Raw genomic sequence first — 14694 nt, forward strand, 5'->3', positions numbered from 1 at the left:
CACGGTAGCAAGGGAAGGGTTACTGCGTTTTTTCAGTGGAAGGAATGATATTGCGCAACCAACTGCCCCAGCGGCGCTGGTAGAAGGGTTGGGTATGGGTGATCAGGTAATGGCTGACGCCACGTTCCTTTTCCGATACCAGGCAAAAATCCACCGGTTCGTCGTTAGGCGCGGTTTCGCTGGCCACGCTGCCCGCTTCATTGATCAGCGCCTCGATATCGCCTTGTTCGCCGTCTACTTCCAGCCCAACCAGCAGATTGGGTTTTTCGTCGACCGCCTGATCGTGCATCAGCGCCAGAAACGCGCGGCGGACCGGCTTGCGCTGGCTGAACAATGTGGTCAAGGCATCGACCATCGCCGACGGATATTCTTCCGGTTGGCCCAACAGGATCTGGGTATCCTTGTCGATATAGCGTTCTGCCGGTTTGCTTACGCCCCCGGTAGCCAGCAGCATAGCCACCTCTTCAGGATAAAACTCTTTGCCGTACTCGGCCTTCGGGTTGAGGAACAGATCCGCACCCTGCGTAATCTCGAATAAGACTCGTGCCGGCATGGCGATAAAGGGCTGTTCATCCTCAACGGCTTTTTGCAGCGCTTCCACCGAGGTGAAAAACGGGATGATGCTGCCGCCATCCTGCTTTTCCCAATGCTGGATATTCACCGGTGTATCGGCATTGAGCGTGATGTCACCGCCGAGTTGCACCTGTTCGCTGTCACCGAGGATCAACACCGTAGCCTCAAGCAGTTCACGGAAGAATGCCGGACGATGGGCCGGCTCCGTCACCGCCAGTTTCAACAGGCGTTCAAGTTCGTTTTCGCCCGCGGCGGCTTCGTGATGATGAGAACTCATGACAAACTCCAGCAATCAAATAACGGGGCCCAGCACGCTGGGCCCCGGGGATAAACGACATTCTATACCCTATAGCTTTCATTTTGCAGCTAGGCGCCCAGCTCGCTCATCCCCAGGCGCTTACAAAAGTTAAGTAACTGGGGTGAGCGACAAATCTGTCGGGAACAGATTTGAACGCTGTTTGCAGCGGCCCCGCAGGGGCAAGACCCATGAATGGGTCTTGTAAGCAGGTAACAACGCTGCAACTTGAAAGATGACGGGTATAACGCCCACCGGGGTGGGCATTCAATTACTTGGCTTTGCTCAACAGCAGGTTGGCCAGAGCACGTACACCCAGACCGGTCGCACCGGCTGACCATTGTTCTACTGCACCCTTGCGGTAAGTAGCGGAACAGTCGATGTGCAGCCAGCCCTGCTGGTAATTAGTCACAAAATGCGACAGGAAAGCAGCCGCAGTGCTGGCACCCGCCGTGTAGGCCGGACCGGCTACGTTGTTCAATTCGGCAAAGTTGGAGGGCAGTTGGCTACGATGGAATTCGGCCAGCGGCAGACGCCAGAATGGCTCTTGTTCCGCAGCCGCACTGGCCAGCAGATCTTGCGCCAGAGCGTCGTCGAAGCTGAACAGCGCATGGTAGTCGTTACCCACAGCCGTTTTCGCCGCACCGGTCAGGGTGGCGCAGTCGATGATCAACTGAGGGTTCTGCGCGGACGCATCGATCAGGCCATCGGCCAATACCAGACGCCCTTCCGCATCGGTATTCATCACCTCAACGGTTTTGCCGTTGCGGTAACGGATGATATCGCCCAGTTTGAAAGCATTGCCACTGACCATGTTGTCGGCACAGCACAGGTACAGTTTTACACGCTGTTTCAGACCACGAGCTGCCGCCAGCGCCAGAGCGCCGGTAATGGTGGCTGCCCCCCCCATATCCGCCTTCATGGAGTCCATAAAGGCGCTTTGTTTCAGGCTGTAGCCACCGGTGTCAAAGGTGATGCCCTTGCCCACCAGGCAAGCAAATACCGGCGCTTCCGGGTTACCGGTCGGGTTGAAATCCAGTGCCAACAACACCGGTGAACGATCTGACCCACGGCCCACGGTGTGAATACCGGCGTAGTTTTGCTCACGCAGATCTTCACCTTTGGTAATACGGTAGCTGACGGCTTCACAACCGATGCCACACATCAGATCAACCGCACGGGTAGCCAACTGCTCTGGCCCCAACTCTTCCGCCGACATGTTGATGGTGTCACGCACCCAGTCAACAATCTTCAGGCGCTGTTCCAGCTCTTTGCTTTCAGCTTCCGGCAATGGTGCCCATTCGACGTTGCGTTTACCTTTCGGCCCACGGAAGCCCTGCCAGAATGCCCAGCTGTTTTCCAGATCCCAGTCGTCACCGGCCAGTTTGACATTCTTGATGCCCTGGCCGTCAATCTTACGAGCCGCACGTTGAATGCTGCCCAGTTTATCTTTGCCGGTCAGGTGGATGGTCATCCCTTCTGTACCGGTGCTCAGTAGCGCTTTCTCGCCCCAGCGAGCGTCAGCAGGTTGGTTCGACAGCGTTACCAGCATAAATTCAGTTGTCATAGCCTTCTTACTCCGGATTATTCTTTTATTAATCGTGTCGGATACAAAAATATACCCAAAATAATTCGAGTTGCAGGAAGGCGGCAAATCAGAGAATCCCCAGGAGCTTACTCAGGTAAGTGACTGGGGTGAGCGGGTGCAGCCAACGCACATGCAGCTTGAAGTATGACGGGTATAAATGGGCCAGCCTATGGCAGCCCGCTACGCTATTTACTCCGCTTCATCTAACCAGACCAGCAGAACAGCTTCCAGTATTTTTTCGTTGGAAGCCTGTGGATCGTCGTCAAAATCTTCCAGATCGCAAATCCACTGATGCATGTCGGTAAAACGTACGGTTTTCGGATCGGTATCCGGGTATTGGTCGTACAGAGCTTCGCCGATTTCACGGCTGTCGGTCCACTTCAATCCCATTTCTACTGTCCTCTTACCCTTCACGCGCGTGGTTGACGGTATAACGCGGCATTTCAACCACCAAATCTTCGTCAGCCACCAGTGCCTGACAGCTCAGACGGCTTTCCGGCTCCAGACCCCAGGCCTTGTCCAGCATGTCGTCTTCCAGTTCGCTGCTCTCTTCAAGCGAGTCGAAACCTTCACGCACGATGCAGTGACAGGTGGTGCAGGCGCAGGATTTCTCACAGGCATGTTCAATGTCGATACCGTTGCGCAGCGCAACGTTGAGGATTGACTCCCCTTGTTCGGCTTCCAGTACTGCCCCCTCCGGGCATAAATCTTGATGGGGCAGGAAAACAATTTTAGGCATGATTAAACCTCATCCACAGAATGGCCAGCCAGCGCACGGCGAATGGAAGCATCCATGCGGCGCGCGGCAAAGTCTTGCGTTTGTGCATCTAATGTTTTAATTGCGGCTTCAATAGCGGTAGGATCGGTGCCCTGCGCCGCCTGTTGCAAAGCTTCTACCGCTGCGGGGATTGCTGTACTTTCTGCTTCGCTCAGCAATGCGGCGTCGCTGGCCAGTGCGCCCTGCAGGCTTTCCAGCACCCGCGACGCCTCAACCCGCTGCTCCGCCAGCATGCGCGCGCCAACATCACTCTGCGCATTGGCCATCGAATCTTTGATCATGCCGGCGATTTCGGCGTCGGACAGACCATACGACGGTTTAACCTGAATTGAAGCCTCAACGCCGGTGGATTTCTCCATCGCGGTGACGCTCAACAGGCCATCGGCATCCACCTGGAAGGTAACGCGAATATGGGCGCCACCAGCAGGCAGAGGCGGTAAGCCGCGCAGTGAGAAGCGCGCCAGCGAGCGGCAATCCTGCACCAGTTCGCGTTCGCCCTGCAGCACATGGATCATCATCGCGCTTTGGCCGTCTTTAAAAGTGGTGAACTCTTGCGCTCGCGCCACCGGAATGGTGGTGTTACGTGGGATCACTTTCTCTACCAGGCCGCCCATGGTTTCCAGACCCAGCGAAAGTGGGATCACATCCAGCAGCAGCATGTCGCTGTCAGGCTTGTTGCCCACCAAAATATCCGCCTGGATCGCAGCGCCAATAGCGACCACTTTATCCGGATCGATCGAAGTTAGCGGCGTGCGGCCAAAGAACGTGCCCACCTGCTCACGTACCAGTGGCACGCGGGTGGAACCGCCAACCATGACCACTTCCAGCACTTCTTCAGCACTCACGCCCGCGTCTTTCAGCGCGCGGCGGCAGGCCATCAGGGTACGTTTCACCAGAGTGGCGATCAGCGCATCAAACTGTGCACGGGTCACTTCGCCCTGCCAGCCGGCAATCTCAACGACGGTACTGTCGGCATCGCTCAGTGCAATTTTGGCGGCAATAGCCGCATCCAGCAGTTGGCGCTGTACACCGTGATCGCTACGGTCAGCCACACCGGCCTGTTCACGCAGCCAGTCAGCCAGCAGATGATCAAAGTCGTCGCCCCCCAGCGCGGAATCCCCGCCGGTGGCCAACACTTCAAACACCCCACGGCTCAGCCGCAGAATGGAAATATCAAAGGTACCGCCGCCCAGGTCATACACCGCGATAATGCCTTCCTGCCCGGAATCCAGTCCATAGGCGATCGCCGCCGCCGTCGGTTCGTTCAGCAGACGCAGCACATGCAACCCGGACAGACGCGCAGCGTCTTTGGTGCCCTGACGTTGTGCATCATCAAAATAGGCGGGAACGGTGATCACTACGCCGTCCAGATCCCCTTCCAGCGCGGTTTTCGCTCGCTCGGCAAGGGCTCTGAGGATATCGGCAGAAACCCCTACCGGGTTAACTGCACCGGCAGCGGTCAGGATCATCGGCAAGCCGTTATCACTGGCCTGAAACTGATACGGCAGGTTCGGGTAACGCGCAAGTACGTCGGCCAATGAGCGGCCCATCATGCGTTTGACTGAGCTTATGGTATTGGCGGGATCCTCTGCTGCCTGTTGGCGCGCATCCCAACCAACGCGCAAAGTGTCAGCCTGGTAATGCACTACCGAGGGCAGTAAATCGCGCCCTTCGGCATCGGCCAGCGTTTCCGCCTGCCCGCTGCGCACCGTGGCGACCAGAGAATTGGTGGTGCCTAAATCAATACCGGCAGCCAGACGGCGCTGGTGTGGCGCGGCGCTGAGGCCAGGTTCACTAATTTGTAATAAGGCCATATTGAAGCTTCCCATATCCTTCATACTTGAAGCTGCATCTTTGTTGGCTGCATTTATTCGCACCAGTCGCATAGTTGCCTATGCTCCTGGGGACTCACAAATTTGCCGCCTTGATGCAACTCCAATTATTTTGGGTATAAATGAAAAGAATTACTCAAAACCCAGCAGTTTTTCTTCGAGTTGTTCAACCTGTTGCTGGAGTTTGTCCAAAAAGCGCAGCTTACGCACGGTGTCGGCGGCATCAATCCACTGCTGGCTCTCGAGTTGCTGAATCATCAGAGCGCTGCGTTGTTTGACCGTCTCGTTCACCCGCGCACCAAAGCTGGCCAACTGGGTTTCCGCATCTGCTTTGCACTCAATGGCGTCGAGCTCCTCGCGTAGTTCCAACTGTTCCATCAGGAACGCGGTATCACGCATAGTGTGCTGCTCGTTGCCCAAATCAAAGCCGTGCAAAGATAGCATATACTCCGCGCGTTTTAATGGGTGCTTCAGCGTTTGGTAGGCTTCATTGATAGTCGCTGCCTGTTGCAACGCCATCAGGCGTTCGCGTTCTGGCTGACTTGCAAAACGATCGGGATGGAATTGGCGCTGCAGATCCTGATAGCGAGAGGCAAGCAGGCTGCCGTCCACGGGATAGCGAACTGGCAGCCCGAATAAAGTAAAGTAATCCATAGCGTGCTCTGGGCGTTATCGGATGAAGTTCCCCCGCACCTGGCGGGGGAGCACGATGGACTGTCAGACGTTGAAACTTTCGCCGCAGCCGCACTCGCTTGAGACATTGGGGTTGTTGAACTTGAAGCCTTCGTTCAGGCCTTCCTTAACGAAATCAAGCTCGGTGCCGTCAAGGTAGACCAGGCTCTTGCCGTCAATGATCACCTTAACGCCTTTGTTTTCAAAAACGATGTCGTCATCGTTAATATCGTCAACAAATTCAAGCACATATGCCATCCCGGAGCAGCCAGAGGTTCTCACCCCCAGACGCAGGCCAAGGCCTTTGCCACGGTTATTCATAAATGCCTGAACGCGCTGTGCAGCGCTGTCGCTCATGGTAATTGACATCACAACCTCACACTTCAAAGCCCAACCAAGGTCGGGCTAAATGACTCAGAAATAATTACTTGGCGCTGTGTTTGCTCTTGTAGTCGGCAATCGCTGCTTTAATGGCGTCTTCGGCCAGGATTGAGCAGTGAATTTTTACCGGCGGTAATTCCAGTTCTTCGGCGATCTGAGTGTTTTTGATCGCTTCGGCCTGATCAAGAGACTTGCCTTTCATCCATTCGGTCACCAGCGAACTGGAGGCGATGGCGGAACCGCAGCCGTAAGTCTTGAAACGGGCGTCTTCAATGATACCTTCATTGTTGACTTTGATCTGCAACTTCATCACGTCGCCACAGGCCGGTGCACCCACCATGCCGCTGCCAACGCTAGGATCTTCGTTGTCGAAAGAACCCACGTTACGCGGGTTTTCATAGTGATCGATTACTTTTTCGCTGTAAGCCATGACCTTGCTCCTGAATCCTGAGAATTAATGATGTGCCCATTCGATGCTGTTGATATCCACGCCCTGCTTGAACATGTCCCACAGTGGAGACAGGTCACGCAGACGGCCGATGGATTTACGCACCAGTTGAATGGTGTAATCGATCTCTTCTTCTGTGGTGAAACGCCCCAGAGAGAAACGGATCGAGCTATGCGCCAATTCGTCAGTCATGCCCAACGCACGCAGCACGTAGGATGGCTCAAGGCTGGCGGAGGTACAGGCAGAACCCGAAGAGACGGCCAGGTCTTTCAGCGCCATGATCAGCGACTCGCCTTCAACATAGTTGAAGCTGACGTTCAGGATGTTAGGCACCCCGTTCTCCAGCGAGCCATTCAGATACACTTCTTCCATATCTTTCACGCCGTTCCACAGACGATCGCGCAGCGTGCGCAGACGAGCCATTTCCGACGCCATTTCTTCTTTGGCGATACGGTAGGCTTCGCCCATACCGGCGATCTGGTGGACAGGCAAGGTACCGGAACGCATACCGCGCTCATGGCCGCCACCGTGGATCTGGGCTTCGATACGGATACGCGGCTTACGACGCACGTACAGTGCACCAATGCCTTTCGGGCCATAAATTTTGTGGCCGGAGAATGACATCAGATCAACTTTCAGCTTGCTCAGGTCGATAGGCAATTTGCCCACACTCTGGGTAGCATCAACGTGATAAATGATACCGCGCGCACGGCACATTTCGCCGATAGCTTCGATATCCTGCACCACGCCGATTTCGTTATTCACGTGCATGATAGAAACCAGAATGGTGTCTTCGCGCATCGCAGCTTCGAGGGCCTGCAGACTGATAATACCGTTGCTCTGCGGTGCCAGATAGGTCACTTCAAAGCCTTCACGCTCAAGCTGGCGACAGGTGTCCAGCACGGCTTTGTGTTCGGTTTTGCTGGTGATAATGTGCTTGCCTTTCTTTTGATAGAAATTGGCAGCGCCTTTGATCGCCAGGTTGTCGGATTCGGTGGCTCCGGAAGTGAACACGATTTCGCGCGGGTCAGCGCCAACCAGTTCAGCAATTTGGTTACGGGCGATATCTACCGCTTCTTCCGCCTGCCAACCGAAACGGTGGGAACGGGAAGCCGGGTTACCAAAAGTCCCGTCCAGAGTCAAAAATTGCATCATTTTCTCAGCAACACGCGGATCAACCGGCGTCGTTGCTGAGTAATCCAGATAAATCGGTAATTTCATTGCTCTTGTACTCCGTACATCACTTCCAAAAACTAAAAAAATATCGCCAGCTGCTTATGCGCGCAGATTAACGTTGATAGTTTCTTGCGGACGACCGTTGGCCGTGCGACGGGTATCGTTGTTTTGACGGTCCGCCACCACCAGCACTTCCTGGTTGTTCACCAGTTCAGCCAGCGTAATGTTGTTTAGGAACCCGCTGATGCGCTCGCTCAGATCGCGCCACAGGGTATGGGTCAGGCAGCGATCGCCACCCTGACAGCCTTCTTTACCCTGGCAACGGGTCGCATCTACCGATTCATCGACGGCAGTGATAACTGCACCAACGGCAATCTCACTCGCGTCTTTGCCCAGCAGATAACCACCGCCCGGTCCACGTACGCTGGCCACCAGGCCATTCTTGCGCAGACGGGAGAATAATTGTTCCAGATAAGAGAGCGAGATACCCTGGCGCTCAGAAATATCCGCCAGAGGAACGGGCCCTTCCTGGGAGTGCAATGCCACGTCAAGCATAGCGGTTACGGCATAACGGCCTTTGGATGTCAGTCTCATAGCTAAGTGGTTACCTGTTGGTCAAACATGGCCGAAAGTCTGACATTCCTGAGTAAATCAGTCAACTATTTAACCCAGCAATTTACTCAAGTATTAGCACCTTTTGGACTAAGCCATATAATGTGCATATGAAATACATATTATAACCGTTGGATAACTAATACTATTACCGCAAGCCGTAATTCCACATCAAATTAATTACCTTGATGTTTGTCCTGTTTCTCGATCGACGTCAGCATACCACGCAGGATATTCAACTCTTGAGCTTCCGGCCGCGCACGGGTGAATAAACGACGCAAACGGCTCATCACCTGCCCCGGGTGAGATGGGCGGATAAATCCACTCTGCTGCAGCGTTTGTTCCAGATGCTGATAGAAGCGTTCCAGATCGTCCACCAACGGATACGGCGTTTCTTCCAGCTGTGGCGCACCTACCTGCTGACGATCGAGGTAAGCCACACGCACTTCATACGCTAGAATTTGCACCGCCATCGCCAGATTCAACGAGCTGTAATCCGGGTTGGCAGGGATGGCGACATGGTAATGGCACTTTTGCAGCTCATCATTGGTCAGGCCGACACGTTCACGGCCGAACACCAGCGCTACCGGCGCATGTTCACCTTCGTGCACGGCACGTATGCCGCATTCACGCGGTTCCAGCATCGGCCACGGCAAGGTACGTGAACGCGCACTGGTGCCCACCACCAGACTGCAGCCAGCAATGGCATCATCCAGGGTATCAACAATAGTGGCGTTGCCGATCACGTCGCTGGCACCAGCGGCCAGGGCGATCGCCTGAGAATCAGGTTTTATCAGCGGATTAACCAAATAAAGGTTGGTTAACCCCATGGTTTTCATGGCTCTGGCGGTCGAGCCCATGTTACCGGTATGAGAGGTTTCTACCAGAACAATGCGGATGTTATGCAGCATACAAACTCTGAGCGTAGCGGAAAATCACAGCAGCTTAACACAGCCGTAGGCATTTTGCCGAACACCTGCTATACTTCGCGCCGTTTCCTGTTCTTTAACATCCTAGTTGGAAGATACCCATGCATCCGATGCTGACGATCGCCGTGCGCGCTGCGCGCAAGGCCGGTAACCTGATTGCCAAAAACTACGAAACCCCGGACGCTGTAGAAGCGAGCCAGAAAGGGACCAATGACTTTGTCACTAACGTCGATCGCGATGCAGAGCATCTGATCATCGACGTCATTCGCAAGTCCTATCCGCAACATACTATTGTTACCGAAGAACGCGGCGAATTGGTCGGCGAAGACAAAGATGTACAATGGGTGATCGATCCACTGGATGGCACATCAAACTTCATCAAACGTTTCCCACACTTCTCAGTTTCCATCGCCGTACGCATTAAAGGCCGTACTGAAGTGGCTGTGGTTTACGATCCAATGCGCAACGAACTGTTCACCGCCACTCGTGGCCAGGGCGCACAGCTCAATGGTTACCGTCTGCGCGGCACCAATGCCAAAGATCTCGATGGCACCATCCTGGCGACCGGCTTCCCGTTCAAGGTTAAACAGCACGCAACTCCATACATTAATGTGGTTGGCAAACTGTTCACTCAGTGTGCCGACTTCCGTCGTACCGGCTCTGCCGCGCTGGATTTGGCCTACGTGGCCGCCGGCCGCGTTGACGGTTTCTTCGAAATTGGCCTGAAGCCATGGGATTTCGCCGCAGGTGAACTGCTGGTGCGTGAATCCGGCGGCCTGGTGACCGACTTTGTTGGCGGCCACAACCACCTCAGCTCCGGCAACGTGGTAGCCGGCAACCCGCGCGTAGTGAAAGCCATGCTTTCCACCATGCGTGAAGAACTGAGCGAAGCGCTGAAGCGTTAATATCGCGAAGTGAATGAGTAATAAAAAAGCGCTGCAATAATTGCAGCGCCAGACTGATGACAAACCTCATTCCTGCCCAGAGCGTGTAGAGGCCGATGAACAAAAATCAGGAAAATCAATTTATTGATTTTCGGCTGCTCACCACAAAGCAGGAAAAACCACGCTTTTTCCTGCTTTGTCAGCAACCTAAAGCGCTGCAATAATTGCAGCGCTTTTTTTATGCCTGTCAGCGGGAGAAAGGCCGGATACCGCCGATAAACTCCGACTGGGCAGTGAGATACAGCAGCAGTCCGGCGAACAGCAGAATCAGGCCACCGGCCAGCGCCAGTGCCCCCCAGGCAACTGCGCTCCAGGCCGCAGGTGCACGTGACTGGCTGAGGCGTACCGCCAATCGGCGACTGTAATGCACCAACAAAGCCAGCAATGAGATGGTTAGTGAAGTGCCCAGCGCCATGGCCAACGCCGAGAAAACCCCCCAGACAAACACGCCAATCACCTTGGAAAACAGCAACACCAGTATTGCGCCCGAGCACGGCCGCATTCCCATCGCCAATACGATGGCAGTCTGCGTACGCCAGTCGCCGCCAGCCTGCAGTTCGCTGTCGCTCGGCATATGGCGGTGACCACAGCCACAATGCTCACTGTGAACGTGATCCGCCGGCAGCGGTTGCAGGCTGTTGATTCGCAGCGCTGGCGACGGACGCATGGCTTTTACCGCATAATACAAACGCTTCAGCGCTCGCCAGCTCAGCAACACCCCAAGCAGCATTACCAGAATAAAACTGCCCTTCTCCAGCCAGAAACTGCTCTGGTGCAGTTGCCGGGACGACAGTTGCAGTACCACCAGCATCAATGTCACCAGCGCGATCGCCACCAGCCCCTGCACCAACGACGCAGCAAAGGTCAGTTTCAGGCTGCTTTTCAACCGTGCCGGATGGGTGGCCAGGTAGGTGGCAATCACCACTTTACCGTGGCCGGGGCCAAGGGCATGCAACACGCCATAACTCAGGCTGAACAACATCAGCGCCAGTCCGGCCTGTTGCGGTGCCGCTTTTACCTGCTGCAACAGACCCGACAACTGCAGGTGTAGCCCTTTCTGCCACACCACGCTTTGCATCAGTAATTGCGGCCAATAGTGCCACGCCAACTGCGCGCCCAGTGCCAGTAACAGCGCAAACAGAAGCAGCGGCCACAGGCTGAAAGCCCAGTGTCGCTTACGCGGCGTGTGCTGACTGAGATTTATTGACATTGCAGGCTGACCCGCTGGGCGAACTGCTGCCCCAGCGCCATATCTTCGCCGGGTGAATCGTTTTTATCGAGGGACAACGCGTAAGCCTGTAAAGAGGAGTCCGGTTTGGGCGTCACCAGTTTGAATTTGCACTGCGAAGCCATATCCGGCGGCAGATGCAATGCCGTTTTATCTTTATAAGTCATATCTACAAAATAGGTGGGGTCGTAGGTGGAGATCTCGAACGGCTTGCCCGCCAGCGGCTGCGGTTCGGCCAGCGGTAGCACAAACTCCAATACCGCCTGATGCCCCTGGCGCGACAGATGGTATTCCGTTGGCAGATTCAGGTATTTCACCGGCTTGCCGTCGCGATAAACATCCGTGAAATAGTGTTGCCCCAGGACATTGGCCATCACTTGCGCCGCCAGCTTTTTCCACATTTCCGAGTCGTTTTTAGCATTTTCCGCATCGTACAGCAGATCTGCCGAGGTGATTTCATCCATAACCCAAACCATTTTCAAACCGACCAGTTGTTGATCCTTCGCCACAAAGGTGGTGTTCATATCAATAAAACTGTGCGGGTGTGCGATAGAGCCGACGCTGAAAAGCGATAAAAAACCGGCCAAAACAAAGCGTAACTTCATCATCAAAGGATACTCATCATTGTTATAAAGTAACATCAACCGTTCCTCAACCGCTGCGTTTCCGCCCAATATTTGTGACGAAAGTTGTAAGCCGAAGTAAAACCGGGTGCCGTTGCCGCGCCGCTCATCACCTTTTGCTATGCTTATTCATAATTTAAACGTTACCTGCCCGAAGGTGATATGAGCCTGGACACTGCCCCCGTGCCTGAGCTCTCCGGTCAACAACGACGCTGCCATCTGTTATTGATGTTGTATGCGCCGGTGCCCGCAGTACAACTGGAGACTATCAGCCAAATAAATGGCGTTTCCCCCCCGGTTACCCGGCAAGATATAGCCGAGGTTGCCAGTGAAATCCAGCGTTTCCACCATCTGGAGATCGACGGTAACCCCGACGAGGGTTACCGGATCAGGGGCACCGCACTCAATCAACGCCTCTGCCTGCTCCACTGGCTGCGCAGAGCCCTGCGCTGTAGCCCGGAATTTATCGATCAGCATTTTTCCCGCTGGTTGCAGCAAGCTCTGGGGCAAAACACCGACCTGACACCGCAGTTGGAACAGTGCATCAGCGAGTATGAAGCGCGAGTCAACCGCAGCTTTGATCGACGCGATCGTCAGTTCCTGCAGCACTACCTGCGCTACTGCGCATGGGAGAGCCAACGCCAGCGGCACCCGACATTCAGCCACGCACAACGCGACTGGCTGCATCAAAAACCGGAACATCAGGCGACCAGCTTGCTGCATCAATCATTGAATCAGCTATTTGCCCTGCCCCCCGAAGCCAGCGAAAGTGATTTTCTGCTGCTGATGTTTACTATGCTGAAAAACCACAGCTACCACAGCAGTGACTCAGCGGAAGATCTGCGTTTGATGGCGGCGATTGAAAATATGGTCGAGCGCTTCCAACAGATTTCCGGCATGACTTTCAGCAGTAAAGAAGATTTGATTAGCCAGCTGTTTGCCCATCTGGCCCCTGCGGTAGAACGCTGCCGCTTTGAGATTGGTATCGATAACACACTGTTGGAGGAAGTTGAACGCAAGTATCCGCGCCTGATGCGTACCGCTCAGGAGGCCCTGGCCCCACTTGAGCAGGAATACGGTATTCATTTTTCCAGCGAGGAAGCCGGGCTGGTCGCAATCAGTTTCGGTGCCTGGTTGATGCAGGGCAATGCGTTGCAGGAAAAACAGGTGTTATTGCTGACGCTGGACAACCCGCAGTTGGAAGAGGAAGTGGAATATCAGATCCGCGAATTAACGCTGCTACCGCTGAATATCAAGTATTTGCCGCTGCGCGACTATCTGCATTCTGGCGCGCCGCAGGGAGTCACCCTGGTGATCACCCCTTATGCCATGGAGCATGGTGAGCCGCAGCCACCGCTGATTTATACCGAATTGCCGTTAGCGCGCCAGCAGCGAAAATTCATCCGTGCGCTGCTGGAAACCTCTTAACGGTTGCTGCTGACCACAACGGCCGGCGGACGGATAAACAACGCCGGCAACACCACTGCCGCCATCACCCAGAACACTCCACCCTGCAGATACTCGAACAGGAAACCGGCGATCACCGTCATAATCGCAATGCCGCCGCCCATCGCCAGCGCTGAATACACCGCCTGCAGCCGGATCACTTCCGGCCCCTTGCGTGCGGCGATAAAACGCATCGCGGCCAGGTGACAAACGGTAAAGGTGCCACAGTGCAGAATTTGGATCACCAGCAGCCCCCCCAACTCGGTGCTACTGGCCATCAGGCTCCAGCGCAGTATCCCACAGCAGGCAGAGAGCAGCAGCAGATTGCGCGCATTCCAGCGACGGAACAGGAAATCACTGCTGGCAAAAATAATCACTTCTGCCACCACGCCCAGCGACCACAAGTAGCCAATGGTTGAAGCCGAGTACCCCGCCTCCTGCCAATAGATAGAACCGAAACTGTAATAACCGGCATGCGCGCCCTGCAACAGCGTTACGCACAGCAGGAAGCGCCAAACTGGCCCTTCCTTAAGCATCTCCCACAAAGAATGCTCGGTTTCGCTGTGAGTGCGCGCTTCCCCCTGCGGCATCACGCTCGGCTTCAGCATCATGCCCAACAGCATCGCCAGTATGCTGACTATCAGGCTGTAGAGGATAACGTTATGGCCCCAGACGGAAACCATCTGCCCGGTCAGCGCCGAGCCAATCACAAACGCCAGCGAGCCCCATAGTCTGACCCGGCCGTAATCCATGGTAATTTGCTTTTGCCAGGTACCGGCCAGTGCATCGGTCAGCGGGACCAGCGGCGAGAAGAACAGGTTGAAACCGGCGATCACCAGCATTAGCCAGCCCCAGCCGTTACCGAAACAGAACCCGATGGCAAAAGCCAGCGTCAGTAACGCTAACAGGCGCAATGCCGTCACCAGATGAGAGGGATCTTTTACCCGGGGAGCAATCAACAAACTACCGAGAAAGCGCGCAACCAGACCGGCACCAAGCAGAATACCGATGGTTTCAGGTGGTATGCCCTCACCTTTTAACCAAACGCCCCAAAAGGGTAAGAAGATACCGTAAGAAAAGAAATAGGTGAAATAACTGAGAGCTAGCCAACGCGTAGATTGCAGAACCATGATCCCTCCGGTGCGAGGGCGATACTTTGACAGAGCTCA

The 14694-nt window shown here is 54.9% G+C and carries 16 protein-coding genes; 2 read left to right on the forward strand and 14 right to left on the reverse strand.

From position 1 onward, the window contains the following. Positions 1-19: 19 nt before the first annotated feature. From sseB to trmJ, 11 genes are all read right to left on the reverse strand, one after another. Positions 20-850, reverse strand: coding sequence for an enhanced serine sensitivity protein SseB (gene sseB / locus ACUTQ5_RS17530; RefSeq protein ID WP_445652281.1), 831 nt, complete (start codon positions 848-850; stop codon positions 20-22). Between the two features lie 289 nt (positions 851-1139). Then, a complete protein-coding gene (gene pepB, locus ACUTQ5_RS17535) occupies positions 1140-2435 on the reverse strand; it encodes an aminopeptidase PepB (RefSeq protein WP_445652282.1) in 1296 nt (431 codons plus the stop codon). A 210-nt stretch (positions 2436-2645) separates the two neighbouring features. Then, positions 2646-2846, reverse strand: a complete 201-nt coding sequence (gene iscX / locus ACUTQ5_RS17540) for a Fe-S cluster assembly protein IscX (RefSeq protein WP_012146329.1) — start codon at positions 2844-2846, stop codon at positions 2646-2648. 13 nt (positions 2847-2859) lie between these two features. Further along, positions 2860-3195 (reverse strand): ISC system 2Fe-2S type ferredoxin, encoded by a 336-nt coding sequence (fdx, locus tag ACUTQ5_RS17545; protein WP_061808324.1) that lies wholly within the window; start codon positions 3193-3195, stop codon positions 2860-2862. 2 nt (positions 3196-3197) lie between these two features. Next, positions 3198-5048, reverse strand: a complete 1851-nt coding sequence (gene hscA, locus ACUTQ5_RS17550) for a Fe-S protein assembly chaperone HscA (RefSeq protein WP_445652283.1) — start codon at positions 5046-5048, stop codon at positions 3198-3200. A gap of 150 nt (positions 5049-5198) precedes the next feature. Further along, positions 5199-5720: a co-chaperone HscB gene (gene hscB, locus ACUTQ5_RS17555; RefSeq protein ID WP_445652284.1), complete on the reverse strand. Its 522-nt coding sequence runs from the start codon at positions 5718-5720 to the stop codon at positions 5199-5201. Between the two features lie 63 nt (positions 5721-5783). Beyond that, positions 5784-6107 carry an iron-sulfur cluster assembly protein IscA gene (gene iscA / locus ACUTQ5_RS17560; protein ID WP_445652285.1) on the reverse strand — a complete coding sequence of 108 codons (324 nt, stop codon included), beginning with the start codon at positions 6105-6107 and terminating at the stop codon, positions 5784-5786. 55 nt (positions 6108-6162) lie between these two features. After that, positions 6163-6549: a Fe-S cluster assembly scaffold IscU gene (gene iscU / locus ACUTQ5_RS17565; RefSeq protein ID WP_012146333.1), complete on the reverse strand. Its 387-nt coding sequence runs from the start codon at positions 6547-6549 to the stop codon at positions 6163-6165. A 24-nt stretch (positions 6550-6573) separates the two neighbouring features. Then, a complete protein-coding gene (locus ACUTQ5_RS17570) occupies positions 6574-7788 on the reverse strand; it encodes an IscS subfamily cysteine desulfurase (RefSeq protein WP_012146334.1) in 1215 nt (404 codons plus the stop codon). Between the two features lie 54 nt (positions 7789-7842). Next, entirely contained in the window at positions 7843-8337 is a 495-nt protein-coding gene (iscR, locus tag ACUTQ5_RS17575) for a Fe-S cluster assembly transcriptional regulator IscR (RefSeq protein WP_006318200.1), read from the reverse strand. Positions 8338-8531: 194 nt separating this feature from the next. Then, positions 8532-9266, reverse strand: coding sequence for a tRNA (cytosine(32)/uridine(32)-2'-O)-methyltransferase TrmJ (gene trmJ, locus ACUTQ5_RS17580; protein ID WP_135317608.1), 735 nt, complete (start codon positions 9264-9266; stop codon positions 8532-8534). Between the two features lie 119 nt (positions 9267-9385). Between trmJ and suhB the strand changes: the two genes are divergently transcribed. Then, a complete protein-coding gene (suhB, locus tag ACUTQ5_RS17585; protein WP_445652286.1) occupies positions 9386-10189 on the forward strand; it encodes an inositol-1-monophosphatase in 804 nt (267 codons plus the stop codon). 226 nt (positions 10190-10415) lie between these two features. Here suhB and ACUTQ5_RS17590 read toward each other — a convergent pair whose 3' ends face one another. Both ACUTQ5_RS17590 and ACUTQ5_RS17595 read right to left on the reverse strand, forming a co-directional pair. Beyond that, positions 10416-11438 carry a nickel/cobalt transporter gene (locus ACUTQ5_RS17590; protein ID WP_445652287.1) on the reverse strand — a complete coding sequence of 341 codons (1023 nt, stop codon included), beginning with the start codon at positions 11436-11438 and terminating at the stop codon, positions 10416-10418. Beyond that, positions 11429-12064, reverse strand: coding sequence for a DUF1007 family protein (locus ACUTQ5_RS17595; RefSeq protein WP_445652361.1), 636 nt, complete (start codon positions 12062-12064; stop codon positions 11429-11431). The genes ACUTQ5_RS17590 and ACUTQ5_RS17595 overlap by 10 nt, the downstream gene beginning before the upstream one ends. Before the next feature lie 177 nt (positions 12065-12241). Between ACUTQ5_RS17595 and csiE the strand changes: the two genes are divergently transcribed. Then, entirely contained in the window at positions 12242-13507 is a 1266-nt protein-coding gene (csiE, locus tag ACUTQ5_RS17600) for a stationary phase inducible protein CsiE (protein WP_445652288.1), read from the forward strand. Here the strand turns inward: csiE and ACUTQ5_RS17605 are convergent. Beyond that, the gene (locus ACUTQ5_RS17605; protein ID WP_445652289.1) at positions 13504-14655 is read right to left on the reverse strand and encodes a 3-phenylpropionate MFS transporter; all 1152 of its coding nucleotides are present in this window, start codon (positions 14653-14655) and stop codon (positions 13504-13506) included. The two genes, csiE and ACUTQ5_RS17605, sit on opposite strands and share 4 nt — an antisense overlap. Positions 14656-14694: the final 39 nt, after the last annotated feature.

It is taken from the genome of Serratia sp. NA_112.1 (assembly GCF_052691715.1).

Bases quoted from the DNA above. Each gene is read 5' to 3' on its own strand.
- pepB (WP_445652282.1), bottom strand. From the start codon at position 2,435: ATGACAACTGAATTTATGCTGGTAACGCTGTCGAACCAACCTGCTGAC.
- ACUTQ5_RS17595 (WP_445652361.1), bottom strand. From the start codon at position 12,064: ATGATGAAGTTACGCTTTGTTTTGGCCGGTTTTTTATCGCTTTTCAGC.
- ACUTQ5_RS17605 (WP_445652289.1), bottom strand. From the start codon at position 14,655: ATGGTTCTGCAATCTACGCGTTGGCTAGCTCTCAGTTATTTCACCTAT.
- hscB (WP_445652284.1), bottom strand. From the start codon at position 5,720: ATGGATTACTTTACTTTATTCGGGCTGCCAGTTCGCTATCCCGTGGAC.
- iscA (WP_445652285.1), bottom strand. From the start codon at position 6,107: ATGTCAATTACCATGAGCGACAGCGCTGCACAGCGCGTTCAGGCATTT.
- iscR (WP_006318200.1), bottom strand. From the start codon at position 8,337: ATGAGACTGACATCCAAAGGCCGTTATGCCGTAACCGCTATGCTTGAC.
- suhB (WP_445652286.1), top strand. From the start codon at position 9,386: ATGCATCCGATGCTGACGATCGCCGTGCGCGCTGCGCGCAAGGCCGGT.
- sseB (WP_445652281.1), bottom strand. From the start codon at position 850: ATGAGTTCTCATCATCACGAAGCCGCCGCGGGCGAAAACGAACTTGAA.
- hscA (WP_445652283.1), bottom strand. From the start codon at position 5,048: ATGGCCTTATTACAAATTAGTGAACCTGGCCTCAGCGCCGCGCCACAC.
- ACUTQ5_RS17570 (WP_012146334.1), bottom strand. From the start codon at position 7,788: ATGAAATTACCGATTTATCTGGATTACTCAGCAACGACGCCGGTTGAT.
- csiE (WP_445652288.1), top strand. From the start codon at position 12,242: ATGAGCCTGGACACTGCCCCCGTGCCTGAGCTCTCCGGTCAACAACGA.
- ACUTQ5_RS17590 (WP_445652287.1), bottom strand. From the start codon at position 11,438: ATGTCAATAAATCTCAGTCAGCACACGCCGCGTAAGCGACACTGGGCT.
- trmJ (WP_135317608.1), bottom strand. From the start codon at position 9,266: ATGCTGCATAACATCCGCATTGTTCTGGTAGAAACCTCTCATACCGGT.
- iscX (WP_012146329.1), bottom strand. From the start codon at position 2,846: ATGGGATTGAAGTGGACCGACAGCCGTGAAATCGGCGAAGCTCTGTAC.
- fdx (WP_061808324.1), bottom strand. From the start codon at position 3,195: ATGCCTAAAATTGTTTTCCTGCCCCATCAAGATTTATGCCCGGAGGGG.
- iscU (WP_012146333.1), bottom strand. From the start codon at position 6,549: ATGGCTTACAGCGAAAAAGTAATCGATCACTATGAAAACCCGCGTAAC.